Genomic DNA, 26,274 nt, shown 5'->3' on the forward strand with positions numbered 1-26,274 from the left:
TTATTTTTATAAAAAATAAATCAATACACTCAAAATCAATATGTTAATTATACAATTTTTCCAGCCGAAAAATGTAATCAACATCTCCTTCCAGTTTCAACCCCTTCTTCAGTGACTTGGTTTTAGGGTTGTAAACCCAGATGTAGTTGCCCTCCGTATCAGAATTAACGGAGATGTAAACCAGTCCGTTTTCACTCAGCACACAGGTACGCGAGGTGCCTTTGTCCAGTGGAAGGGCCAGTTTGTGAACGGCTTTCGTGGTAAGATCTACTTCATAAAATTCCATGTGCGGTTTCATGTAATGATCCTCAAAAGTTTTGAAGAGCTCCTTACGTTCACTTCTGACAATGGCTTTGTTGTTACCGATATACCACATTCCATACGCATGGTTGGCAATCGATGAAGCAGAAATATTAAAGAAATAGCTGCTATCAGGTTCGTTTTCACCGGCTTTGATACGGTATATTGCTGTAGACTGCTGTGGATTTCCTCCTCTGGCAAAACCCGGGCACGACAGGTAATAGAAGTCATTCTTTTCATCCCGAAACGCGGTCTCCTCTGACGTATTTACACTTCCCGGATACGTGGATCTGCTATCCTTAAAAACCTTATTCAGAGACATGGATGGATAATTGAGATTGGCGACATATACCGTATCGCTCGATCCGTATCCTTCTGGGCTACTTTTATGGTAGGTATATCCCACCCACAGTTTGTCTTTACTGAATTCCGAAAATCCTACAGTCATGTTGTTAAAGGGCGCATACGGAATCGGTAACTGCAAAACGCCCGTGGTTGCTGTCATTGTAGTCGTATTGATCCGGGCATATAATGGCGATTTCATTTTACCCGGATAAGAAATGATCAGAAGCGAATCAGGATGATACCAGTTATAGTTTTCCAGGTCACGCATGTCGGGCAAATGAAGCGAATCAATCGGCGTAAACTGGTTGTCGATGATACGGTTACGAACAAAATAATCAGTCTTGCGATTGATATAAAAGTAATTCCCGTTTTTGACCATCATATAAAACCAAATCCTCTTCGGAGAAAGCACAGAAGCGCCCGTCTTAATCGGATCAATCGTACCCCCATCAAGTGTATCGGTCTGGATCACGTACTGAACGTGCTCTTTGGACATTACAAGTATGCTGTATTTTTTTTGATGCTCAGATGTTTTTTCGGAACAACCCGACACCAGAGCAACCGTACCAATGAGTACACAAACGGGAAGAAACAGCCTGCGCTTAAAGAGTTGAGTAAGATTTTTATATATCAAACTGTTCCGAGAGTTCGTATTTAAGTAATGGTGGTAATTCGAAAATAAGATTTTCATTCATGATCACAACCTGGTCGGCATCCTGATTTTTGTAATTCATGGCAAAATAAGTCTCACCTTTCTTGAAATCAATTCCTTTTGAAGACGATCCATCTTTGGAACATACATCACTGAACGACAATGAAATATCTTTCTTGGGACTTATTTTAATAGCTCCGCAAAAATCAACCAATCCTCTGTCAGAATCAAAACTTGCTCTGCTTTTATCCCCCAGTACAATGTCGAAATCCTCTGTAAATATTTCCTGCTGCTGAGCACGGATGCCCTTCGTTCCGGCTTCTGCCAAGGCGGGTTGATTTGCGATTTCCTTGTTTATTGAGTTGAACAAAGTCGCTGAAACCGCAATCAGAACAGAAACAGATGCTGCGACCGCCATCCACTTATAACGTTGCATAAATGGAACTACAACTGGTGCGACTTTTGCAGAAGGCAGAATCGGAGCAATGTCCTCCCAGATCTCCGCTTTGAGTTGTGTCTCCGAAGCACCGGAAATCTCTATCTCATCCGTATCGTCATCATTCAGGAGCCATTCTTCCACGGCACTAATCTCCGAAGGAGTACATAGTCCCTGGTTATACTTTTCGATCAGTTCCGTTGTAACTTTCATGTCTTGTACCCTTGTGTATAATAAAGGTCCCGAAAGCAAATGTAGTAGAAAATAGAATTAAGTAAGGTAAATCAAAACGAAAATCCCTCCAGCCGCAACCTCAGGAATGATACCGCCTTGGAGATATGCTGCCCTACTGCCCTTTCAGAAATGAGAAGCATGGATGCAATCTCTTTATTTGACAATTCATTCTCCCGACTCATTTTGAAAACTTCCTTACACTTTGGTGGCAGCGATTCGATCAGCGGAGAAATGTTATCCAGCAAATTGCTGCTGATGATTTCCCCTTCCGTATCCTCGTAAGCAGCAGTTTGTTTCAGTGCGATCATCTCGTGATGCCTGGCTCTGGTACTTTTGTTACGAAGATATTCCAGTGTTTTCAGCTTTGCCGACCGGACAAGATAATGCTCAATCTGTTGAATCACGTCAATGCTGTCTCTCCTTTCCCAGAGCGACTTAAATACCTCCTGTACAATCCCTTTCGCCAAATCAGAATCGTTCAGTTTAGCCATAGAAATGCTATAAACCTTTTTCCAGTAGATGTTATAAATCTCTGTGAAACTGGCTTCGTCTAATACCACCAATGACTTGTGAAGGCCTGCCTGGGACATAGCATCTCTTAAATGAAATGCAAAAGTAGCACTTGCTAGAAACAGTCCAAATAAGATTTAAACTTATTTGAATATCTTAAACTGCATCCATTTCGGCAGTAGCCGTTGTCAATACCGGAAGACTGATAACCGCAACAGTTCCCCTCTCACCTTCCCGCTCTTCAATTGTGAAGTTGGCCGAAGTGTGGTACCGATCATTAATCAGCTTGATTCTCTCCCTGATAGATTTCAAACCAATTGATTTTTCTTTGGTGCTATTGACGGCCATTTTTCGTGTATTACCATGCAGGCCGACGCCGTTGTCGATAACTGTGATGATCAGAACCTTATCAAGCAACTGCATCGTTACTGAAATATGCCCGTCCTGTATGCCCGAGCCGACTATGCCGTGCAGAATAGCATTTTCTATCAAAGGTTGGATCAGCATGGGAGGTAAAAGAATGGTATTTAAAGACAAATTTTCGTCCTGTTTAAAACTATAGGTAAAGGAGTTGTTGTAGCGCATGGCTTCCAATTCCGTATACAGCTGCAATGCTTTCCACTCCTTGTCCGCTGAAACAAGACTTTTTATAGAATTTTCAAGAATTAACCTGCTCAGAGAAGCAAATTTCTGAATCAGTCTGGATGCCACTCTTTTATCATTATCCATGATATAGGACTCAATGGAATTGAGCACATTGAAAATAAAATGGGGATTCATCTGCGAACGAATCGCTCTCAATTCACTCTCCGAAAGCTGATATTGGTATTCCATTTTAAGTGTGTTTTGCTCAGCTTCCTGAAGTTGCAAGATGTTGGCAAACTTTAATCTCCTGATTCTAGCATGATTCAACAAATAAATGAGGACCGATGCAAGACAGACAATGGCCAGAATACCATATAACCAGAGTTGCTGAATTTCAAGCTGACTTAGTTTTTGCTCCTGAGATAATGCATTCAATTTGCTTAATTGAAGCTTCTCATTATTTTTAGAAATTTGTAATTGTTTTTGCTTTTCTTCGCTGACCAGCTTTTCATTTTCCAATAGTGCATTTTGTAAATCTCTTTGCTGTATTCCCTTTTGTAATTCAGCATTATTAAGTGCAATTTGTAATTGCTGTTGCTTCAATTGTCCCTCCGCAAGAGTTTGTTTTTGCTTGTAAACAGCTTCTGTTTTGTCAAATTCGTGCTGTATGCTCATGCGGGTAATTTCATTTTTCTTCTCGTCACTACTGATACTGTCTCCCGTTTCTTTGTACAGTTTATAATGAAAAAATGCACTATCTGGTTTGTTGAGGGCAGTGTACACTTCACTCAATCCGAGGTTAGCATCTCTTTTCAAATCCACAAGGTCCAGTTCTTTCGCAATTTTTAAAGCTTTAAAGGCATATGATTTGGCCTTTACATAATCATTCTTTTGAAAATAAGCATCTGAGTAATTTTGATAATTAAGTCCCAGACCTTTGGGGTTTTTAAGTATTTCATTTAGTTCGATAGCCTTAGAGCCATATTCCAGAGCCAGATCGGGCTGCTTCAGTTGCGCGTAGTAGGCAGATAAGTTTCCATTTTCGCGCGATCTGATTCGCATATTATTGATTGAATCACCTATCTGAAGTGCTGATTTACTGTATCTCACAGCTTCCGAAAGGTTCTTTTTTTTCATTTGGAGCACTGCCATATTGGTTAACGTATGCGCCTGGCCAATCATGTGCTTGTATTTTTGAAAAATAGGCAGCGATTTCTGATAATTGTTCATGGCCAGGTCATAGTCACGTAATTCAGTATGAACAATACCAATGTTCATTAACGTAATTGCAACATTCAACTCATTTTGTAAAGATTCATGCTTTTTGAGCGCTTGCAGAAAGTATTTCAGCGCCTCCGACATTTTACCCTGACTCATGTAGGCGGTACCAATATTTCCCAGCGATGCGGCGATTCCTACATTATAATGGATAGTTTCATCCCATAAAATTCCGGCGCTGTACGCATCTATGGCCTCCTGAAATCTTGCAAGAAAAGAATATATATTTCCCTTTGCCCGGTAAGCATCAGATACCAATACTTTGTTTTTCAGTTTATTTTGAAAGGAAAGAACCTCATCCGGATAAGCAAGCGCCATTTCCGGATCCTGCTGCAGGTAATTCAGCGAAAGGTTAAGCAGTAATTGCGCTCTCTTGTCATCCTGAGCAGGATGATTTTTCAGAATCCGGGAAAGGGAATCTACCTTACTGTTTTGCGCATAGCAAACCACACCTTCAAACTGAAAAAGAAATCCAAATAAAAAAAGCAGACTTTTCAGAAAAATACTTAACCAATACTTCATTGATCCGGATCGTTACATACATGATTTTACGAGCATTAAAGTTACATATTCGTTAACACAAACTTTGACCCTTAACTAAGTTATACTGCCATCTCACTGGTTCAAAGTGCCCATTCGCTCAACCCCATTTTGAATGCATAAAATCTGGTTTGATCAGGGCCGGATATGGTGCTTTCTGTATCTGCTGAGTCTGCCCCGTTTCATTTTCAAGCTCGCTCATTCTAATGTGTCATTCACTAGTTAATGCCCGGGCTCCAATCAATATGACCGAATGTTCCTCTGAAAGCTTCATAAGTTTGATTCACCGGATCGCAAGCAGTGACACGGTGAATATTTCAATCACTCTTTCCACTCAACTATAGTTTCACACAAAAAAGCACTATCATGAAAAATCTGATTCACATCTGCACAATCTTTCCTTTGCTGTTTATTTTACTTGGCAGCTGTAAGGAAAAGTCTGCAACTCCTGTAGACACCACCGTATCCATCGCCGAAATGGTTGACTATTATATTGTGGCAGAAGTTAGAAACATTGACCGAAAATTATACGTTTTATCCTTCGCAAAAGATGGTAACATTGTCAAGGCAAGTGCACACGTACGTGGAGGATTAAGGATCCAGGAAGCTAATTTGGACAATGGTACTTTTAAGTTCGACCACAATTCCGATGGTGCGCTTGTTTTCACATTTTCCCTGGAAAAAGATGCCAATGGAAAAATGAGACTAAAATCGTATGATTTAATAAAGAACGGCATCGGGAATAATATGAGCCATGCTCTCGTCGTAAAAAAATCAGAGGTCACACCGATTCTGAACAAATCATTTTGGGTTAAAACACTCGGTTTTAAGTTGGTTACGGAAGAGAATCGTGACGTGTTACAATGGATTGATGGTAAACGGTATGCCGCATACAAACTGGACAACTACGGTTTCAAAACCAATCAGGACGAATTCATGGGAATTATGGTCCCTTCATGGACAAGTCATACTTCACCTGTGATGCTGATCGAATCAGGAGATCAGGTTACGATAGGAACAACAGAATGAGACACGCAAACAGGTCGGAGGCAATCCACTCCGGATACCTCCGACAATAAGCACTACTTTGCCTTGCATGCATGAGGTGACTGGCCGATCCTGAAAATCTTCATTTGATCATGCAGCGATTAACTTGCCTGCGAAGAATAAAAAAACGAAATTGAACAAAAAAGCGAACGATGTTACGAGCTGCAATTTTAGATGACGAAATAAGAGGAAGTAAGATTCTGGCGCATAAACTTGCGATATTTGAAGATGAATTGCAGGTTGCAGGCATTTTCAACGAGCCCGTGCCTGCTGCAGATCTGATTGCCGGTCTGAATATCGACGTACTTTTTCTGGATGTTGAGATGCCGTTACTCAATGGATTTCAATTTCTGGAACGCTTGGGCAGTTTTGATTTTGAGGTAATATTTACCACCGCCTACGATAGTTACACTTTGGAAGCTTTGCGATTGAGCGCTGTTGATTATTTGCTTAAACCCATTGACGAGGACGACTTGCAAACTGCAATTATCCGCTTGAAAAAACGGGTAACTGAAAAAGCAAAGTATAAAGTGATCAAGGCAGAGAAAAAACCAAATAACCGTTTGGCTCTACCCACCGCTGAGGGCGTATATATTGTCGATAAAGCCAATATCATCAGAGTAGAAGCTATGAGTAATTATAGCGTGTTCATGCTTACGGATACCAGAAAGATCATCGTTTCTAAAACCCTGAAAGAATTTGAGCCTGTTCTGGATGACGTCAGCTTTATGAGAATCAACAGATCAGTGATTGTCAATCTGGATTTTGTTGTGAAATACCGCAAAGGGGACGGAGGTACACTTGAATTATCTGATGGTTCTGAAATTGAGGTTTCTCCCCAGAAAAAAGAAGCGCTTTTATTCAGGCTGTTCTAGCTTAACCCCACCTGCCAAACATACATCGTTCACAAATACAACATTCAGAGATTTAGTCTGAAAGGCTATCTACATTCCCTTTTTTCTGTTTGTACTTAGATCCTGTTCCTTTTTTCAAGAGAAGTCTGTATTGCTCGATTTTGATATTCTGCTCTCCCATTCACCCGGGATTCGGATGTAAGCTATTGCTCAGTTCAGAGATGTAATTGTTTCCGGAACTCAATGATTAATCCTTCCCGATACATACACACAAAAGTCTTTTCAAACCTTAAAAAACCAGACGAGCTATGAAAAAGTTATCTGTTTCAGCATACTTACTCCTGCTATTCTGTATTACACATCCGGCGGTTTTCGCACAGCCCTATATGTCTCCCGCCGGTGTCTCTTCCGGCCTTTTTGCCTGGTATGACGGCAAGTCTTTTGACAATACCACTCAAAAGTGGAATCCGCGTTTCGGAAGCACATCACTGGAACGTTTTGCTCTGGCTACAAGTCCAGGTCTGTTTGCGAAGGAAGATCACACTGCCGGATACAATAAAACTGTCAGCATGGACAGAGCCGGAGTAAGGGCAAAACTACTCCCTGACGATGTAAATGCTTCCTACACAGTCTTTGCTGTCAGCAGGCGATATGGATATTCTTATTCTGGTCTTCCCTATAAACCGGTAACATGGGGATTTGGAGGACAATCTGCTTATCCGGGTTTCCTGGAGGGCAACGGGGATGAAAAAAACCAGTTTTTAAACTCTGTGAACCGAAGAGAGGATTTTAATTCCGTACAGGCACTGGAATACGGATGGACCATTTCTTCTCTCAATTTTGCCTATGGGTACGACCAAAGAAACGAGCCTAAAGTAGCTGCTCTGAATGGTGAATTTACACAAATTGATGCCGGAGGCATATTGCCATTCAGCAATGGCTGGGTGTATTTGGGCTGTAATGCTGCATTTCCTCCCGGCTCCGGAGGCGGCGAACATCACGATTTTGCTGAGTTTATTGTTTATAACCGTAAACTGTCAGTGGAAGAACGGCATCGTGTGCACACTTACCTTTCCTTAAAATATTCCATACCTCTGCTTATTGATCCCATCATTGGAAGCCGGGTAACGCTGGATGGGATGACCGATCTTTGGGACACGACGAAAGGGTATAACCATCACGTGATTGGGATAGGCAGGTCGTCAACAGCATCCCTTGATGCCCGTCTAAGCTATAATGGAAGTTACGGCCCTGATCCCGTTCTTAGTACAATTGCCGAAGAGAAAAGTCCGGTTTCTTCAAACGAATCGTTTTTACTGATCGGAGATAAAGGAACGTATCATGACTATGCAAATAACGACAACACTATGGCCATCCCCGGAGGAACGCGCCTGAAACGGGTCTGGCGTGTTCAGAATCACGGCGTGTCCGACTCAATCCGATTGGCTATTGCTTCAGGAGCAGTGCCCGGCGGTGCCCAATCATTTGATCCATGCGCACCGGCACGTCTGCTGATCAGTACCGATTCCACTTTTTCAACTTATACAGCCGTTAAGCTCATTCCCGCCATTCTTTATGGGACTACAACACCTCCGCTTTTTTCCAGTTTTCAGGTAAAAACAAAGCTGCCACAAGGCGAATCTTATTTTACTTACGCAGCAATAAACAGCCCGGGAACACCTGCTGCAACGGAAGAAACCACTGCGACGACCCGCTACGATGCCTGTGCGGATAACGAAGGATTCCATTATTTTGTTGACCAGCAAGACCGCCCCGTTTTCGCAATAAAGGGACTTTCTGCCGCTGACTTGAAATTGTTTAAGCTTAAAATCGCAATACGTATGCTTGATCACACGCCAGCGGTTTCCAATGGATCGACAAGGTCTGCAATGATGAAACGGCTTTTGTCCGTCAATACCTCAGGATTTGCGCTGAATACACAGCCCACCATTCGGTATTATTACAAACCGGAAGAACTCACGGAAACAGAAACCGCGGGAGGGACAGGATTTTGGTTTAAAAAAGAAGCTACAGCTGATCAAACAATTACAGATTTCTCGTCGGATGGCATCCTGGAACCGGGAACATTTACTATCCTGACAGAAACAAAAGGTACCCAAAACGGAACTGCGTATATAGAGTTCAGTAACCTGCAATCCTTCTCCACTTTCGGCTATATTTCTTCCTCATCCGCACTACCTGTGAAGCTCATTGGTTTTAACGCGGTACCTAAAAAACAATCTACCCATTTGACCTGGCAAACATCCTCAGAACTCAATGCGAGTCATTTTGACATACAGAGAAGAACAAATTCACAAAACTGGCAATCTATTGCGGAGATAAAAGCAGCGGGGACAACAACAGAAACAATAAAATACAGCTACACAGACAGCAATACATCAGGCTCTCTAACCTATTACAGACTTAAGATGGTTGATCTGGACGGTTCTCTGAATTACAGCCGGATCATGTCTGTATCGACAGAAGCCCTCAATGAGATCTCGCTTTTCCCTAATCCAGCTTCAGGTAATACGATTCGTTTAAAATTTGATTCTGCCCCGTACACTGATCCGGATCATATTAATTTCCTTGATGCCCAAGGTACCAGTGTTTTAAAAATTAGTAAAAATTTGTCGACCGACCTGGACATAAGTCAACTACAACCAGGACATTACACCGTTGTAATTACTATGAAAAACGGGGAAGCTATGACCAGGAAACTGGTTTTAGTCCGATAAAAGCAAGTACAATATGCTGAGGCAACATCAGTCATTTTCCCGGAAGGATATTCCCTTTCACTCACAGCGATACTCAGTTCGCTAAGTAAAATGTGCTCTTCAATCATTGTGTCAAAATAGCATCTGTCAGAAGTATAAGTTTAAGTCAGGAATCGCTCGCAGGTGGTCAGTCATGAATCATAGTCAGACCCTGCCAGTTGGAAAGAAATATCAATGAATAAGGCTAAACCGGTTATTATGAAACTTTATTTACCTATTCTGCTTTTGATGACCTGGCTGTCGGCGATTCCCGTGGCAGCGCAGGATATATCAACCATTGCAACTCAGAAACCATTCGCTGTCAGCGGTGCCCTGGATATGCGGTTAATTGGCTATCAGTCCAAAGGAATTCCAGCTCGCAGAAGTCCGCTGTCATGGGTGATCTCAGGAAGCCCCACCATTTCACTCTACGGAATCCGTATTCCTGTTTCCTTTACTTTCTCTGAACAGGAACGCTCTTTCAGTCAACCATTCAATCAGTTCGGACTCAGTCCAACTTATAAATGGGCGACATTACACGCAGGCTACCGCAACATCAGCTTCTCACCCTACACGCTCGCAGGCCATACGATGCTGGGAGCAGGCATAGAATTGAATCCGGGAAAACTCCGTTTCGGACTAATGACAGGCAGATTAAACCGCGCTATCACCGTTGATACCACAACCGGAGCTATACGTCCATACAGTTTTTCAAGATTTGGGACGGCTGTCAAACTGGGTTACGGAACCGAGAGAAATTACTTCGACCTGAGTTTTTTACAGGCAAAAGACCGCGAAAAAGATTTTAATATCAACCCCGATTCGGCACGAATAAGACCAGCAGCCAACGCGGTACTGGGGACCAGTTTTAAAATCAGTGTGCTCAAAAACTTTCAGGTGTTCGGTGATGGAGGAATAAGTGTTTTCACACGGGATAGCAGGTCGGATCTGGAGGTCGAAATCGATTCGTCGAGGAAATTTCTGAGAAGCGTATCTGATGTTTTGAAAGTAAACGGGACGACTGAATATTATACAGCCTACAACGCCGGAGCTGGCTACACAGGTAAGTATTTTACTTTAAAACTGATTTACAAATACGTTGACCCTAACTTCCAGTCGATGGGAGCGTACTTTTTCCAGGACGATGTAAAAAACCTTACACTCAACCCTTCATTCAATGCATTAAAAGGGAAGCTGCGTTTTGCGGGCAGTATCGGGATTCAGATGGACAACGTAAAAAAACAGAAAAATGCTACCACAAGTCGAGTCATCGGACTGGCTAATCTCTCCTGGGATATCAGTGACAGGCTGGGGCTGGATGCCAACTATGCCAATTATACTTCCAATGCGGAGCCCACAGTCGCCCTGGTAGAGAACCGGTATTTGCTGGCGCAAACCAACAGCAACATATCCGTCACGCCAAGACTTATATTACCAGGTAAAAAAATGACTCAGGTACTCATTTTGTCCTACAATATGAGTAGTCTGAAAGATCTGAACAAGGATACGCTTCAGGCAGCTAACATACTTTCACAGGTTATTTTTCTCAACCACAACCTGACAATCAACAGCTTGGGACTCAACATCAGTTCAGGACTGAATTATACCTCCAACGAACTTGCCGCCGGAAACATCCGCAACTACAGCGCAAACCTTGGTTTTTCCAAGGCTTTTTTCAAGAACAAACTGGCCATCAGTACCAGCAATAGTTACATCATGACCAAACCGATACAAGGCGATGGAAGAATCCTCAACCTGGGAGGTAACCTTGCTTATATCCCGATGAAAGGACATCGCGTTGCGCTGCGGATTAATGCGATGAATAATAGTTTGACATACGCTGACAGAGAACCATTGCAATACTCGGAACTGACAGGAGAACTGGGCTATACTTTTAATTTTTGATATTATGAAAAGGATACTACTGTCTCTTTTAATGGTTTGTGCCTGTCTGAATACAATGGCACAAAATACTGCTATACGACTTACGCTCAATATTCTGCCTCCTTACTCTACAAGCCTGACTGACTACCGCCCGTCTCCTTCGTCACCGGGAAAGATGATTGTCACAGTGCAGAATCAGAGTAACCAGGAACAGCGCATTTACATACGCGCTGAGATTCATGGTGAGGATAATGGCGTGAGGATTTACACGAGTCCTGACTATGTTCCTGCCACACCTATTGTGCTGAATCCATTTGAAACCAGACAACTTTTCCCCAATGAGATCATGGAAATTTATGATCCGAACCGTTTGGTTTACATTGGCACAGACCAACGTCAGATCAAAAATTCGGACCGCGTTCCTGAAGGTATGTACTCTATCTGTGCTCGTGCTTACGACCACACACCCGGACGGACACAGACCCCTATTTCAATGGCAAGCCCTGCAGGTTGCACCTCAATTTTCATGCGTAATCCCGAGCCCCCCATTCTGATACAACCATTTCAGGATGCAGAAGTGAAAGCTTTTCAGCCCCAAAATGTTATTTTTTCATGGACACAACCCGCCGGTTCCGATCCCAATACGCGCTACCGGTTGAGAATTGTAGAAATGTTTGAAGCGGACGGACGCCGCACCGATCCTAACGTGATATATGAAGCCTCAGGGTCACCGATTTTCGATCAGGAAATCATGGGCAATACGTATGTGTACGGCCCGTCAGATCATGCCCTGGTGCCTGGCCGCCGTTATGCCTGGGCGGTGGCAGCTGTAGATCCCAATGCAAAAACTGCGTTCAGAAACTATGGAAGAAGTGAAGTGAGGGCTTTTACTTACAAATCCTATTTGCCTGAACAGATCGCTGCAATTTCGGATGTTCAAAAAGAAAAGCAAAAGAAAGGTGGTCGCGCGGTTTTGCCAAATGTCAGATTCACCAGAGATATTCAGATCAGAGACCTTATCAAAAACACCTTTAAAGGAAAACTGATATGGGCATACAGAAAATCAGAAACAGGCTTCGTGCCGGAACCGCCACCTGCACAAGTCAAAGACCCACATTTTCCAAGCGACAATTCGAACGGTTTATCCCGTTTTGAGTCATTGGAAATGTCCGGCAGCTTTCGGGGAAATGTGGCCACCGCTGTGACCGGAACGAAGAAAGCAAACAGTTTGCCTACAGGAGTTTCAACTGCAAATACAGGTAGAATTCATTCCTTCGGAGGAGGAAACACCACTATCAGCCTCGTTTCCACAGCGCTTACAGACCGTGCGAGCACAAACGTGCAAAGTATGCTAACCGTCCGCCAGCGTCATCAGGAAAGAATTCTGACACTTGCAGATGAAAACCGTTATCCTTTGTCGGAAACCAAAATCAGTCTTTATCTTAGAAAAAAAAGTAAAACAGGCAAACCTGCGCAAGCTGCCCCGATGATTTTCCGGGTAGACGGGAAGAGCGAAAAGGATGAAATTTTGCTCGGTCAAACTACTACAAATACTGCGGGAGAGTTTGTTTTAAACTACATGGATGACATTCCTGACGGTTATGATGTGTACCTGAAAACTGATAATCCCTATTTCGAATTTGCTGATTATGACATCCCGTTGGTAGCAGGACAGCAGGGCAGCTATGATTTCGGCGATCTTGTGGGATTGGCTAAAACATTCCGCGTCCGTGTAAAAGTAGTAAATCAGGAGGGTTCAGAGCTCGATCTGGCCACGGTAAGGCTTGAACGGACAAGCGGGTTTTACATAAGCAATCCCACCAATCAGAATCTGCTGCACGAAGTAATGAGAGACAGCCTTTCAGACCAACCAACAGAGGTGGTTGCCATCGGGAAGAACGGTTCTTTCTGGCCGCGCCTTTTTTACAGTCAAGGTTTTACCGACTGCTATTCTGTCGTGATCGAAGGCGAAGGAATGCGGAAGACAGTACACAATCTTAATTTGATTGACCTCTCGAATCTCGGAGCAAATCTGTCTGAATCAGATCAGGTGGTTTTACTTGAAAAAAGCTTTGTCGCAGATATCGCGCTTCCTGTAGTGGAAGGACGTGTATTGACAAAAAATGGAGAGGTTCCTGTAGCAGGAGCTATCGTAACAGTTCGAAAAAAAGGGAGCCAGTCAGCCCAACCAACCAAACTGTCCAATGGCATGACCGCCATATCTGTCAATCTAAACGACAGAAGCGCCACTACAGATAGTCTTGGCAAATTCACGATAGAGAATATACCTGTCAGTGCTGAAGCGGTTGAGGTGATGGTTAATTTTAAGGGCAAACAAACCATTCATGATAAAGACCTTTACCTATCTCAACGTGGTCTGCGCGAAACAATTGACCCTCTATTTATTAATGCTGAACTCATCACGGTATCAGGTAAAGTCGTTGATACAAACGGAGAGCCCCTCCCCGATGCCACACTGACATGGAAGACGGGTGGCAAAGCATTCTATAGCGATGAAGAAGGTAACTTCACCGGAAGCCAGACAGAGGGAAAACATATTCTGATTGCCCGGAAGCCAGGATTCAGGGACACAGAGTATGCGGTTGAACTGAAAGCTCAATCCAAACCTCAGGGCTCCTACCAACCCGGAAGGTCCGTCAATACTTCCATTAGCAGCTGGACACAATCTGTCAATACAGCACGTCTGAATTTCAAAGGTGCAGGTATCTATGATGGCAAAACGGTTACGCCCAAACCTTCATCAAAAACAGCTTCATCATCTTCCCCAACCAGCCAAAAGCTGGTGCAGGCGGGTACCTTGAACAATACCTCAAAAACACTCACCACAGCTGCTCAAAATTACTTTGATGTATTCGGAGACGGAATGCCTTCGTCATCAGTTTCATCCGGGCATGTCATTGTGATGAGTCGGTTCTTTGTGAAGGTTTTGGTAAAAGATGCTGGCAACAACCAGCCCATTCCCAACGCAAAAGTATCAGCAGAGGGCAGTATGAGTGAAGCTGTTACAAATTCAGCCGGAAGCACTATTGTCTCAGACGTGCAGGGAGGTAATGGCGCAATCATTGTAAATGGTCCTGAAGGTTCTTTTTATGCCACCAAAAAATCGGAAGTAATTCTCGATGCTTCACAGGATACCCTCTCGGTAGAAGTAAGTCTGAAAGCAGGAGCCAAAGCCAGCGGGCAGGTCAGACTGGCCGGTGCGCCGGTTGCTGATGCCGTTGTTGCTGTTGAAGGAATGGAACATATTTTCGCCAAAACTAACCAGCAAGGCCAATATATCCTGTCCGGAATTCCTGCCGGGGAGTATACACTGGTCGCCAGTAAGGAAGGGATGCTTGCAGGAGAAAACACAAAGCAATTTAATCCAAATGAAACTTACAGCATTGATTTCACCTTAACCGATCCGGGATTTAATGCTGCCAGTCTGCTCGGTTTCAAGCTGGTATTATTCCGTTCGAAGCCTGGTATGAGCGCCAACGAATTCATCATATCCGGAGAACTGAAAAGCTTGCCGGACAATCCTATATTTAAAAAGACGGGTAATACAGAGCTGTCACTACGTTTCACTGACAAAACGATCATTAAAGAAGGAAATACAATTTATCCCAAAGGCGGAGAACTGATCACGGATGTATCAGAAATCAAGCTGAAGGCATTTGAATACCTGATCGTTAGACTAAGGAATGCCGGTGGACTACGGGTACGCCCTGCCTCTGCCGGTAGCCGCACACACGGAGAAATTGCCGGCGAAGCGGACATTGACTGGGGAGCGACTTTTTCGGCGATTTCGGGAATAACGCTGCCCTCTGTACCTGTTAAGATCAGGATGGGGGCTACAGAAAATATCATCGCACCAATCAACAGCGCCGGGACTGCATCATTTACCTCGCTGGGACTTTCCGGTCCGGCGGAAGGCTGGAGCTTGTATGGAATAAAAGTAATACCCGATCTGCCTGGCTGCACAGTTGACAAAGAAGGTTTGAATCTGAAAGGGATGGTGAAGATTGAAGGCATTCCCCTCCTCAACAATCAGGAATTGAAACTCGACCGGTTTGTCATTAGTAAGCGGGGTGAAATCAAAGATGTAAGCATTAACCTCAATCCCGCACCTACCCTAACGCTGATTACCTGGAAACTGAAGCTCAGCGGAGTGAATATCAACCAGTATGGCTTAAAACTTAATGGTGAACTGGAGGTACCCGTCCCATCATCTGATTTGGCAAAAATATCGGTCAAAGAATTGGGTATCAACGCGCAGCAATTAACAGGTGGCACATTTTTACTTCCATCAACAGGAGTTGATATTTTTGGTCAGGTTAAATTCAAAACTACACCTGGCAAAGACTTCACAATACAAAAAATAGCCGGCAGTACCCACTATCGTTTCATTGGTGCAGGTAGTATTGATCTGCCTAAATGGATTAACCAACGCATCACGCTCGACCATTTCAGTGTAGCTACCAATGGTGATTTCTCGGTAGTAGCTGATACAGATATTGAGGTGGACTTTGCAGGTATGGCTAAGTTGGGCATCACCAAATTCGGCTTTGCTTCCAATGTTTCTCAAATCACTGTTGGCGGTAAGTTCCGGTTAAATATCCCCATGTTTGGCGCTGGCGCAGACGGCACGCTCTACTTCAGAAAAGGTGCCGCACCACGGATAGATGAGCTGGGTATTAACTTCAATCTGGCTTCCGCCATTGCAGTAGAAGCAAAGCTGAAATTCAATGAAACCGAGTTCAGAGGGGAAGGAGCGCTCAAACTGGCTGGTATATCCGGAGTAGGACTGAAATTCTGGTATGAAAAAATAAACAGTGCGCCACGTTTGAGCAATAGCCCACCCGTAAGTAGTGGCATACGTGTAGGTGCACAGTTTCTTGCGAATGTAATCATTCCGATTGGTCTGGTAAAACTGGACAGACTGACTGGAGGCTTTGACTTCAACTTCGCCGAAAACATTTACAGCATCAATGCAGGAGGACGGATCACCGTTGCACCGGATCCGTATGGGGTTGTTGCGCTGGATCCGGTCGCTCTGAAAATCACCTCTGCTCCCGGCGGACCTGTCTTCGAAGGAAATGCCGGGGTAAAAGTACTTGACGCATGGACATTGGGCTCCGCCACGATGAAACTGGATTTCAATCGCAAACAATTTTTTATTGACGGCGAATTTGGCGCAGGATTCAGTCTGATGAAAGGAATAGATGTAGAAAGTAAATCAGGTGTTCACCTTGAACTTTACACAGGAACAGGAAGCAACTACTGGTTTGTAGCCGGTTATTCCAGAACACGCATTTTAGGCATATTTGATACTGGTGTAAATATCGCTGCCGGATGGAACGTACCGAAAAGCACCCACACATCGCTGAGCGGTATCCCTGATTACGTGCTGACCAACGGGCGACTCTACGGAGGATATTTCGGGACTCATTCCTCTATTGATATAGGACCATACACCGCTACATTAGGACCGATCAGCGCAACGGCCTGGTATAAAAACTCCGGCATGTGCGAAGTGTACGCCAACTTCAAGTCTAACTCTTTCGGGTTCAAAATTGCTTCAGACTGGCATGCAGGCGGTAGCGCTTCCATCTCACCGTTGGGCAAAGTCGCTTCGGCTGATGTGCGCATTAAAGGAGAAATTGAAGGATATTACGGCAGCAGTGCATGGGGTGTTCGCGGACATTTGTCTGGCCACGTAAGGGCGCATATAGGATGTGAAGGAGGCTGTAATTCGCTTGCTTTCAAATTTCCGGTTCCCTTCCCCTGCGGTCTCAAAGTTTGCGCTGGTGCGGCTGCAGATGTCTCCTATGATTCTAATCGCGGTATAGGTATATCACTTAGACTTTTTGAATAATGAAACTTACAACAATCATATCGCTGGGACTTTTGATCCTATGCCAGATCCCCAGCCTTGCACAAATCGGGGCAAGCGAAGGTAAGGAAGCTGTTTACGTTTACCTCTCCGACCGCAGGTTGTCGGCACAGACACCCATGGAAAATCTGACTGGTGTCAATCTCTATCGATCCATTGGTAATGAAGCATTTAAACCGCTTGGGAGAGTTCAGGCGGCAGGTACACAGGAAGATTTCAAAAGAGTGGCCGGACAGACTATTTTGCATGATATTCAAATCCAGAAAAACCTGAAAAGCGAACAGGATGCCTGGGAATATGTCCGAAAAAATCCACTGCTGAATGATTACGGAATAATCGTACTGAATCCTGATTTTTCTGTAGCCATGGGCGCCGTATACAAAGATGAAGAGGTAAAAAAGGCGGGTGCTAAAAGCATCCGTTACAAAGCTGAGTTCATTACGGTGGATGGCAAGGTAAACAAAACATCTGAAGCTAATCTGACGTTAGGCATCCCACCAGTTATTGCCAAACCCCTGCTTGAAAATATCATTGAAGCCGATTCGTCAGTGATTGTAACATGGAAGCTACAGGTAGCCAGCTCTCCCGATGCAACATTGGGAGAAATATGGATGAGAGAAAAAGCCAATATGCCTTTTAAAAAAGCAGGATACGCCTTTGCTAATCGTGATGAAAAGAATGAGAATATCTCCTTCATCTGGCAGCAACGGGTAAAACCGGGACTCTCTTACGGATTTTACATCGTGCCACAGACGCTGGTGAATCTCGCTGGCCCCACATCAGACACTGTATCGCTGGTTTCGAAGAATTTCAGAAATCTGCCTCAGATTCCCATTGCTTCTGTCAGGGATACGGTCAGCGGGATATTCATTTCCTGGAAAACAATCGGAGACCTTTCATTTTTAGGGGGAATTGTGATTGAACGAAGCAAACTTCCCAGTGAAGGTTACACCGTATTGGATACCATTTCAGCCACTGCCACTTCATACCTTGACATTCAGGTTTTGCCCAGTACGTTGTATCATTACAGATTCAGAATGCTAAGCATACGCGGAAGTTTGTCGGAACCATCAGCACATGTATCGCACCGCATGTTTGCAAAAAGGAGAGCTATTGAAGCCCCGGAAGGGGTCAGAATTGCTAAAAACAGCAGCGGAAATACTGTTATTTCATGGAAACAAGTGGTCTCTCCGGAAGTCAGCAGCTATCAGGTTTTCCGGACTTTGCAGGGCAGCGAACAATTCAACCCTATTTCCAACATTACACAGGATACAACATTTACTGACACGACTGTACACAACAGCAGGATAGTTTATAAGTATGCCGTCAAGACATTGAATTACGAAAACAGGACCAGTGAACTCTCACACGCTGTATTCGGCAGCCCCGGCGATATCATCCTGCCCAAAACTCCCTACGATGTAGAAGGCTACACAGAGCCAGGAAAAATCACTTTGCGCTGGAAAGATATGGTTGCTTATGATGCCTGCATCCGTGGCTATGCTGTATATCGAAAGGCCATCGGCGCCGGCAGCAAACCTAATGAAACAGAGTTATCTCCTCAGACATTGCTAACAAACGGATTCAAGAAGATCAGTGAGGAGCTAGTCCGGGAAGTCATTTTTGCAGATAAAACAACAACACCCGGAATGAGCTACGCTTATGCCGTAACTGCAACTGATCAATTCGGTGTGGAAGGAAATGCATTGGGTACAAAAAAACTTACCTCCTCCCGCACAGCTTTAAGAGCTCCTGAGATTTATGTGCGCAAAACCAGCAAAGGAATTGAGGTTACATGGGATGACGTACTCGTTTCGGGTATAGACAAATACCTAATTTTCTCACGGGGCAATGGCCAGAAGGACGCCGTTCTCATAGCTGAAATACAACCGGGAAAAGAGGTATATGTGATTCCCAATGTCAGAGCAGGCCAGTTGCACTTCTACTCCATGCAGATCAGCGCAAAAGGAATCAAGAGTCCTGTCGGCGTTGAAAAAAGCGCAAGGGTGGACTGAAATCCGGAAATCAATTTAGCAACCTCTTAAATAATACCTCCATGAAACTTTCGGTCCGTACCATTTTTGCAGCAATATTTACTCTGCTATTCAGTATTTCTTGTGAAGAAAAATTAGAACTATCAGCTCCGGCTCTCTCAAACGTAAGCATCACGGCTGTCGGTGTTAATAGTGCCAGCTTTTCAGCTTCAATCACTAAATCCGGAAATCAGGCGATTCTGGATCATGGATTTACGATATCTACTTCTGATGGTGTGCCCGTAATTGATGACAACAGTGTAAAAAAAGGCGCGATCGATATGGCTACTCCCACGCCTATCCTACTCACCGGAGCGCACACCAACTTGCAAATTGCAACTGACTATTATGTTCACGCATTTGTAGTGCTCCAATCCGGTCCGATTTTCAGTGAAGTCACTAAATTCAAAACCTCAGAAGTCTTGCAGCCAGGGATCAAAACGGATGGTGCTGATTCTGTGACTTACAATTCTATACGCCTTCGCGGCGCTATTATCTCGAAAGGAACTTATCCAATTTCAGAATATGGAATCGTATGGAGCGGCACCAATAATCCAACTACAGAATCGGGTGCAAGGTATACTGTTAAAAATGATGTTTCCGGATTCCCTCACTCTTTTGCAACACACGCACGCGGCCTGTCTCCGAACACTACTTATCACTACAGAGCTTATGTAATCTCAAACGGTGTAACCAGCTATGGAGAAAATCTAAATTTCAAAACTGAGAATGAGATCCAGCCAAAAGTGCAAACAGGCGACGCCAAGCCCTATGCACGCGGATCATATCTATGGGGAGAGATTACAGCCAGAGGTACATCGGCTATTTCGCAGTATGGTATTTGCTGGTCTACAGGTGAGAACCCTACCGTGTCAGGAGAGAAGCTGATTTTTAGTGGAGATGTCAATCAGGTTCCAAAATCTTTTGGTGGTGACGCAATCAATCTGACACCCGGCACGACCTATCACTACCGGGCATTTGTGACCATGAATGGTGTAACAACCTATGGAGCTGATCGCGTTTTTCAAACAAATACAGAACGTCAACCGACTGTCATCACCGATCCTCCCAAAGCTGGTGGACTAACATCCTATCTGTTGGGACGGATAACAGCGAGAGGAGATGGAGACATTTCTCAGTATGGAATGTGCTGGTCTACCAATGCCAACCCCACTACAGCAGACGCTAAGTTTGTTTATAACGGAAACATCACCTCATTCCCCAAGGCTATTACCGTATTTATTGAAAATCTCTTGCCCGTTACAACTTATCACTATCGTGCATTTGTAACCATGAATGGCGTAACAACCTATGGAGCCAATCAAAGTTTTAAAACTTCGACCAGATAAATAAATCAATCAGGTAAAACTGATATACACGATAATAAATCGAGGTGAAGTTTAGAGAAGAGGTTATAAAAAAAGCCCGTCTCACGACGGGCTTAAATGTATATTACATATCAAGTAATAATCTCATCGGATCTTCCAGCAATTGCTTCACGCGAACCAGGAAGCTTACAGAATCCTTACCATCAATAATGCGGTGATCATAAGAAAGCGCCACATACATGATAGGACGAATTACGATTTGTCCGTCTGCTACTACTGCTCTCTCCACGATATTGTGCATACCCAGGATGGCAGACTGAGGAGCGTTGATGATCGGTGTCGAAAGCATTGATCCGAAAGTACCACCATTAGTGATTGTGAAAGTACCTCCCGACATTTCGTCAAGACCAAGTTTACCATCACGGGCACGGATTGCCAAACGAACGATCTCTTTTTCAATTGCAGCGAAAGAAAGTGCTTCTGCATTTCTGATAACTGGCACCACCAAACCTCTCGGAGTTGATACTGCTACAGATACGTCAGCGAAATCGTTGAAGATAATTTCTTCTCCATCGATTGAAGCATTCACTCCAGGGAAATCTTTCAAAGCAACAGTAACTGCTTTCACAAAGAAGGACATGAAACCTAATCCAACTTCATGTTTTTCTTTGAATTTATCCTTGAATTTCGAACGCAAATCCATTACCGGCTTCATATCAACCTCGTTGAAGGTTGTAAGCATAGCCGTCTCATTTTTCACTGCTACCAAACGGCGGGCAATCGTTTTACGAAGTGATGACATTTTTTCACGACGCTGTACACGGTTACCACTTGCAGCTGGTGCAGGTGCCGCCGCTGCAGGAGCAGAAGCCGCTTTCGCAGGTGCAGCAGGTTTACTGCCTGCTTTCAAGGCATCATCTTTCATGACACGTCCGCCAGCTCCTGAGCCGTTCACATCTTTCACATCAATTCCTTTTTCTGCAAGTATTTTCGCAGCAACAGGAGAAGCATGTTTTTCTACTGATTTTTCAACAGAACCAGACTGAGGAGCAGCGGCTGGCGCAGCAGGTGCACTTGAACCAGATGAAGCACCTTGTTCAATTTTGCAAATCAATGCACCGATTGCCAATGTGTCACCTTCCTGTCCTACAATTCTCAAAGTACCGGCAGCTTCTGCTGGCAGTTCAAAAGTTGCTTTATCCGACTCCAGTTCGCAAAGGATTTCATCCACCTCTACATGGTCTCCATCCTTTTTGCTCCATGAAGCAATAGTTACTTCTGTGATAGACTCACCTACCGCAGGAACTTTCATTTCGTAAATTTTGGCCTCAGCAGCAGCTTCTGGTTGTGCTTCGGTCGGCGCTGGTGCAGCAGCAGCAGCTGTTGCCGGAGCTTCACTTTTAGCTTCTTCAGCTGGCGCAGAACCACCAGACGCAGCTGTATCAATCGTTGCAATACGATCTCCGATGCTCAGCGTGTCGCCTTCCTGCGCTTTAATATGTAAAACACCTTCTGCTTCCGCAGTCAATTCAAAAGTTGCTTTATCCGAATCCAGCCCGCAAATGACTTCGTCCATCTTCACAAAATCCCCATCATTTTTGAACCAGTTTCCTATTGTCACCTCGGTAATAGACTCGCCAACGGGCGGTACTTTTATTTCAATTTCAGCCATTTTATCTGCAATCTTGTGATCGAATTAAGTGTCTTGTTTTTAGTTTATTATTCAAAAGCCCTTACCAGAATCTCTGCCTGTTCTTTTGCATGGATCTTGCTAAATCCTGTTGAAGGAGAAGCACTTGACTCCCTTGCAATTACCTGAAGCGGGCTGGCTCCTTTGTACATGCGTAGCATGAATGTCCATCCACCCATGTTGAATGGTTCTTCCTGTACCCAGTATACCTTGGCATTCTTGTATTTAGCCAAATGTGCATCAATCTGAGCCTGTGGGAATGGGTGCATCTGCTCTAAACGGATTATCGCAACATCATCACGCTTATCAGCCTGCTGTTTTTCGTAAAGCTCATAAAACAGCTTTCCTGTACACAGCAATACTTTTTTCACTTTCTTAGGATCAGCATACGTGTCGCCAATCGTCTCCTGGAAATTACCGCTCACCAGACTGTCAATCGGAGAAACACAAAGTGGATGTCTCAGCATCGACTTCGGTGACATAATGATCAAAGGCTTTCTGAACTGAGATTTCAGCTGACGACGCAGAATGTGGAAGAAGTTAGCCGGAGTCGTAACGTTTGCCACAATCATATTATAGTTAGCTGACAATTGCAGATAGCGCTCAGGACGAGCATTGGAATGCTCTGGTCCCTGGCCTTCATATCCGTGTGGAAGAAGCATTACCAATCCGTTCCAGCGATCCCACTTGGTTTCGCTTGAAGAGATAAACTGATCAATTATTACCTGTGCACCGTTAGCAAAGTCACCAAACTGTGCTTCCCAGATCACCAGCGCTTTAGGATTGGCCATTGAATATCCAAACTCAAAACCAAGTACTGCGTACTCGGAAAGCAGTGAGTTGTAGATCATAAAAGGTCCCTGATCCTCGCTGATATGTCCAAGACTATTATATGAATAGTTCGTTTCTACATCATGCAAAACTGCATGACGGTGAGAGAATGTGCCGCGTTGAACATCCTGACCGCTCAAACGAACAATATTTCCTTCTGCAAGCAGTGAACCATAAGCAAGCAATTCGGCAGTTGCCCAGTTCACCTCTTTTTTATCAAAGATCATTTGCTCACGATCCTTAAGCAACTTGTCGATCTGCTTAAGTCGGTTGAAGCCTTCGGGAGTTTTAATCAATGCTTTTCCTACTTTCTCAATTATTTCAAGCGGAACACCTGTTTCTACCGACTGATCAAAATCACCGGCAGTAGCTTTACGCAATGTATGCCACTCTTGTTCCAGCTTAGGCATTACGTAAGGTAATGCCTTTTGTTTTACCATATCAAGACGCTCCTGCAACAGCTGTTTGAACTCTTTGTCCATATTTACAGCCAATTGCGCATCTACATCGCCACGCTCTACCAATACCTTTTGGTAAATCTCGCGTGGATTCAGATGGTTCTCAATCGCTTTGTAAAGAACAGGCTGAGTAAACTTAGGCTCGTCCGCCTCATTATGACCATGACGACGGTAACAAACCATGTCAATGAAAATATCCTTATTGAATTTCTGGCGGTATTCTACTGCCAGACGCATACAGAACACTACCGATTCAGGATCATCACCATTAACGTGTAATACCGGCGCATCAACGATCTTGGCGATATCAGTACTGTAGATACTTGACCTTGCATCTTCGAAGTCCGTTGTAAAACCTACCTGGTTATTAATCACGAAGTGAATAGTTCCACCTGTATAATACCCACGCAGACCAGACATTTGAGTTACCTCGTATACGATACCCTGACCAGCAACGGCAGCATCACCGTGGATCAGTACAGGAAGTACACGATCATAGTCGCTGTCGTACATACCATCGGCACGTGCACGGATGTAACCTTCTACTACAGGATTTACTGCTTCAAGGTGAGAAGGATTCGGAGCAAGTTTCAAATGAACTTTCTCGCCATTCTCTGCAGTGATCTGGCTTGCAAAACCCATATGGTATTTTACGTCGCCATCACCCCATACCTGATCTGGTAAATTACCTTCAAACTCGTTAAAGATCTGACCGTATGTTTTCTGCATCACGTTGGCAAGTACGTTCAAACGTCCGCGGTGAGCCATACCGATCATTACCTCTACAACACCCATCTCAGCCGCCTTGTTGATCATGGCGTCTAAAGCAGGAATAGTCGTCTCTCCACCTTCCAGTGAGAAACGTTTCTGTCCAAGGTATTTGGTGTGAAGGAAGTTTTCAAAAACAACAGCCTCGTTCAGCTTTTTAAGAATATGCTTTTTCTCATCAATAGAGAAAGCCATATCCAATGCTTCCTTCTCTATTTTCTTACGAAGCCAGCTTTTTTGTTCACGATCGCGGATATATAAATATTCGAAACCGATGTTACGTGTATAAATCGTCTTAAGCGAGTCAACAATTTCCCGTAGTGTAGCAGGGCGTCCGAAAACTTCAACACCTGCTTCGAAAACAGAATCAAGATCTTCGATACCCAGATTGAAATCAGAGATTTCCAATTGTGGACGACGATCTTTTCTCTTTTTGATCGGGTTGGTAGTAGCCAGAAGGTGCCCTCTTGACCGATAACCACGGATCAGGTGAACCACCTCCATCTCCTTACGGATACGAGCCGGATCAGCCTTACCTGCAGTAGCAGATTCCTTACCATTGACAGCACCGTTTGTGTGTCCGTTTGCCTTTTCAGGATATTTCTGAGAGAAATCGAAGCCCTCAAAAAACTTTTGCCAGCCTTCGTCTACTGAAGCTGCATCTTGCTTATAGGAATTGTATAAATCCTCTATGTAAGCGCCGTCGGAATTTGCTATATACGTGTATTTATCCATCACAAATGTGATTATTTCATTTACAGGACAAAGTTAAGACACTTATGTAAACAAAACACATAAAATGTCCTATTAACTTTACCCAAAACTATACTCATTTTAACATAAATTTAATACTTCTGAAATCCATTCGGATTCGGGACAAATTTCAGCATCAACTCGTGTACTCCTTTCGGTCCGGTGTAATTCGTAAAAATTTGTTCCACTTGTTTGGAATTATAGAAATACCCAAGCCTGACATTTTTACCCACGTTGACCTCACCAGATAACTGAAAAAAATTAATCCCCGATTGAGAGAAAGCATTTGACCCTCCCCCCATACGATACGAGGCACCGAATCCTACCTTTTCGCTGATCCATAATCTTGCTCCCAAATCCACTCGCAGCTTATGATCCTTTTCCTGCACCAACAACGCATGAGGCAAAAGCATCAGTTCGTCGCCCAGGTCGTAACTGCCACCGGTCATTACATACAAAGGCCTGCGGTAAAAGCCACTAATGGCCTGATCACCGAATCCTTGCGAGAGGACTTCAGGTTTGGAGATACCTACATAGAAGTTTTCAGAATACAGCCAACCTCCTACGCCGAAACTTCCAAGGACCCTGTTATTGGTTCTTGCTGAAAGATCAAACACCGGCAGCACATTGATTCCCCCCTGCGCACCCAGTCCCAATTTGAAGTTATCGGATATCCCCAAATGATACGCAAAGCTGGCAGACAAAGCAGTGGTCGTGAAATAGCTGGTCTGGTCGTTCAATGCCTGAAAACCTACTCCAAATTTACCATTCCCAAAAGTACCATCGGCGGCGAAGGTTTGGCTGGAAGGTGAATTGGGAATGTTAAACCACTTTCTGCGGAACATGGCAGTCATATTGAACGTTTCGCGAACGCCGGTGAAGGCCGGATTGATCGCCATCGGGTTCTGAACATACTGCTCAGTAAGAACCTCTCTTTGTGAAAAACTATACGTTACTGAGCCTAAAATGGTTGCAGCAACCAACATCAACTTAAATGGTAAATTATATTTCATCATATTTAATATGGCGGGCAAATATCAGAAAAAATGGCAGGAGCAACCTCCTGCCATTTTTTTTAATAGACGTTAAAAATCAT

General features: G+C 44.0%; 14 protein-coding genes. 7 read left to right on the top strand and 7 right to left on the bottom strand.

Going from position 1 to position 26,274, the window contains the following annotated elements; genetic code table 11:
- Window positions 1-43: 43 nt before the first annotated feature.
- The 4 genes from DSL64_RS06325 to DSL64_RS06340 form a co-directional block, all read right to left on the bottom strand.
- Complete coding sequence (locus DSL64_RS06325) at window positions 44-1,141, bottom strand: DUF4374 domain-containing protein (RefSeq protein WP_158547889.1); 1,098 nt, start codon at window positions 1,139-1,141, stop codon at window positions 44-46.
- 127 nt (window positions 1,142-1,268) lie between these two features.
- Window positions 1,269-1,946 carry a hypothetical protein gene (locus DSL64_RS06330; protein ID WP_115829817.1) on the bottom strand — a complete coding sequence of 226 codons (678 nt, stop codon included), beginning with the start codon at window positions 1,944-1,946 and terminating at the stop codon, window positions 1,269-1,271.
- 71 nt (window positions 1,947-2,017) lie between these two features.
- Complete coding sequence (locus DSL64_RS06335; RefSeq protein ID WP_115829818.1) at window positions 2,018-2,557, bottom strand: RNA polymerase sigma-70 factor; 540 nt, start codon at window positions 2,555-2,557, stop codon at window positions 2,018-2,020.
- A 76-nt stretch (window positions 2,558-2,633) separates the two neighbouring features.
- Window positions 2,634-4,862, bottom strand: a complete 2,229-nt coding sequence (locus tag DSL64_RS06340; protein ID WP_115829819.1) for a tetratricopeptide repeat-containing sensor histidine kinase — start codon at window positions 4,860-4,862, stop codon at window positions 2,634-2,636.
- Window positions 4,863-5,246: 384 nt separating this feature from the next.
- On the opposite strand from DSL64_RS06340, the gene DSL64_RS06345 reads away from it, so the two are divergent.
- The 7 genes from DSL64_RS06345 to DSL64_RS06375 all read left to right on the top strand — a co-directional run bounded on the left by DSL64_RS06345 (window position 5,247) and on the right by DSL64_RS06375 (window position 20,699).
- The gene (locus DSL64_RS06345) at window positions 5,247-5,909 is read left to right on the top strand and encodes a hypothetical protein (RefSeq protein ID WP_115829820.1); all 663 of its coding nucleotides are present in this window, start codon (window positions 5,247-5,249) and stop codon (window positions 5,907-5,909) included.
- Window positions 5,910-6,079: 170 nt separating this feature from the next.
- On the top strand, window positions 6,080-6,802 hold the full coding sequence (locus DSL64_RS06350) for a LytR/AlgR family response regulator transcription factor (RefSeq protein WP_115829821.1): 723 nt from the start codon (window positions 6,080-6,082) through the stop codon (window positions 6,800-6,802).
- A 287-nt stretch (window positions 6,803-7,089) separates the two neighbouring features.
- Window positions 7,090-9,519 (top strand): T9SS type A sorting domain-containing protein, encoded by a 2,430-nt coding sequence (locus DSL64_RS06355; protein ID WP_115829822.1) that lies wholly within the window; start codon window positions 7,090-7,092, stop codon window positions 9,517-9,519.
- A gap of 237 nt (window positions 9,520-9,756) precedes the next feature.
- Entirely contained in the window at window positions 9,757-11,442 is a 1,686-nt protein-coding gene (locus DSL64_RS06360; RefSeq protein ID WP_115829909.1) for a hypothetical protein, read from the top strand.
- A gap of 4 nt (window positions 11,443-11,446) precedes the next feature.
- Window positions 11,447-17,299: a carboxypeptidase regulatory-like domain-containing protein gene (locus tag DSL64_RS06365; RefSeq protein ID WP_115829823.1), complete on the top strand. Its 5,853-nt coding sequence runs from the start codon at window positions 11,447-11,449 to the stop codon at window positions 17,297-17,299.
- Complete coding sequence (locus DSL64_RS06370; protein WP_115829824.1) at window positions 17,299-19,332, top strand: fibronectin type III domain-containing protein; 2,034 nt, start codon at window positions 17,299-17,301, stop codon at window positions 19,330-19,332. Before DSL64_RS06365 ends, DSL64_RS06370 begins: the two co-directional genes overlap by 1 nt.
- Window positions 19,333-19,373: 41 nt before the next feature.
- Entirely contained in the window at window positions 19,374-20,699 is a 1,326-nt protein-coding gene (locus DSL64_RS06375) for a fibronectin type III domain-containing protein (protein ID WP_115829825.1), read from the top strand.
- A 103-nt stretch (window positions 20,700-20,802) separates the two neighbouring features.
- Here DSL64_RS06375 and odhB read toward each other — a convergent pair whose 3' ends face one another.
- The 3 genes from odhB to DSL64_RS06390 all read right to left on the bottom strand — a co-directional run bounded on the left by odhB (window position 20,803) and on the right by DSL64_RS06390 (window position 26,194).
- Window positions 20,803-22,350 (bottom strand): 2-oxoglutarate dehydrogenase complex dihydrolipoyllysine-residue succinyltransferase, encoded by a 1,548-nt coding sequence (gene odhB, locus DSL64_RS06380; RefSeq protein WP_115829826.1) that lies wholly within the window; start codon window positions 22,348-22,350, stop codon window positions 20,803-20,805.
- 47 nt (window positions 22,351-22,397) lie between these two features.
- Window positions 22,398-25,160: a 2-oxoglutarate dehydrogenase E1 component gene (locus tag DSL64_RS06385; protein WP_115829827.1), complete on the bottom strand. Its 2,763-nt coding sequence runs from the start codon at window positions 25,158-25,160 to the stop codon at window positions 22,398-22,400.
- Between the two features lie 110 nt (window positions 25,161-25,270).
- Window positions 25,271-26,194, bottom strand: coding sequence for a PorP/SprF family type IX secretion system membrane protein (locus tag DSL64_RS06390; protein WP_115829828.1), 924 nt, complete (start codon window positions 26,192-26,194; stop codon window positions 25,271-25,273).
- Between the last annotated feature and the right edge of the window lie 80 nt (window positions 26,195-26,274).

Source organism: Dyadobacter luteus, from assembly GCF_003383615.1.
GTDB classification, from domain to species: Bacteria; Bacteroidota; Bacteroidia; order Cytophagales; family Spirosomataceae; genus Dyadobacter; species Dyadobacter luteus.

Bases quoted from the DNA above. Each gene is read 5' to 3' on its own strand.
- DSL64_RS06385 (WP_115829827.1), bottom strand. From the start codon at position 25,160: ATGGATAAATACACGTATATAGCAAATTCCGACGGCGCTTACATAGAG.
- DSL64_RS06355 (WP_115829822.1), top strand. From the start codon at position 7,090: ATGAAAAAGTTATCTGTTTCAGCATACTTACTCCTGCTATTCTGTATT.
- DSL64_RS06350 (WP_115829821.1), top strand. From the start codon at position 6,080: ATGTTACGAGCTGCAATTTTAGATGACGAAATAAGAGGAAGTAAGATT.
- DSL64_RS06340 (WP_115829819.1), bottom strand. From the start codon at position 4,862: ATGAAGTATTGGTTAAGTATTTTTCTGAAAAGTCTGCTTTTTTTATTT.
- DSL64_RS06375 (WP_115829825.1), top strand. From the start codon at position 19,374: ATGAAACTTTCGGTCCGTACCATTTTTGCAGCAATATTTACTCTGCTA.
- DSL64_RS06390 (WP_115829828.1), bottom strand. From the start codon at position 26,194: ATGATGAAATATAATTTACCATTTAAGTTGATGTTGGTTGCTGCAACC.
- odhB (WP_115829826.1), bottom strand. From the start codon at position 22,350: ATGGCTGAAATTGAAATAAAAGTACCGCCCGTTGGCGAGTCTATTACC.
- DSL64_RS06335 (WP_115829818.1), bottom strand. From the start codon at position 2,557: ATGTCCCAGGCAGGCCTTCACAAGTCATTGGTGGTATTAGACGAAGCC.
- DSL64_RS06345 (WP_115829820.1), top strand. From the start codon at position 5,247: ATGAAAAATCTGATTCACATCTGCACAATCTTTCCTTTGCTGTTTATT.
- DSL64_RS06370 (WP_115829824.1), top strand. From the start codon at position 17,299: ATGAAACTTACAACAATCATATCGCTGGGACTTTTGATCCTATGCCAG.
- DSL64_RS06330 (WP_115829817.1), bottom strand. From the start codon at position 1,946: ATGAAAGTTACAACGGAACTGATCGAAAAGTATAACCAGGGACTATGT.
- DSL64_RS06365 (WP_115829823.1), top strand. From the start codon at position 11,447: ATGAAAAGGATACTACTGTCTCTTTTAATGGTTTGTGCCTGTCTGAAT.
- DSL64_RS06360 (WP_115829909.1), top strand. From the start codon at position 9,757: ATGAAACTTTATTTACCTATTCTGCTTTTGATGACCTGGCTGTCGGCG.
- DSL64_RS06325 (WP_158547889.1), bottom strand. From the start codon at position 1,141: ATGTCCAAAGAGCACGTTCAGTACGTGATCCAGACCGATACACTTGAT.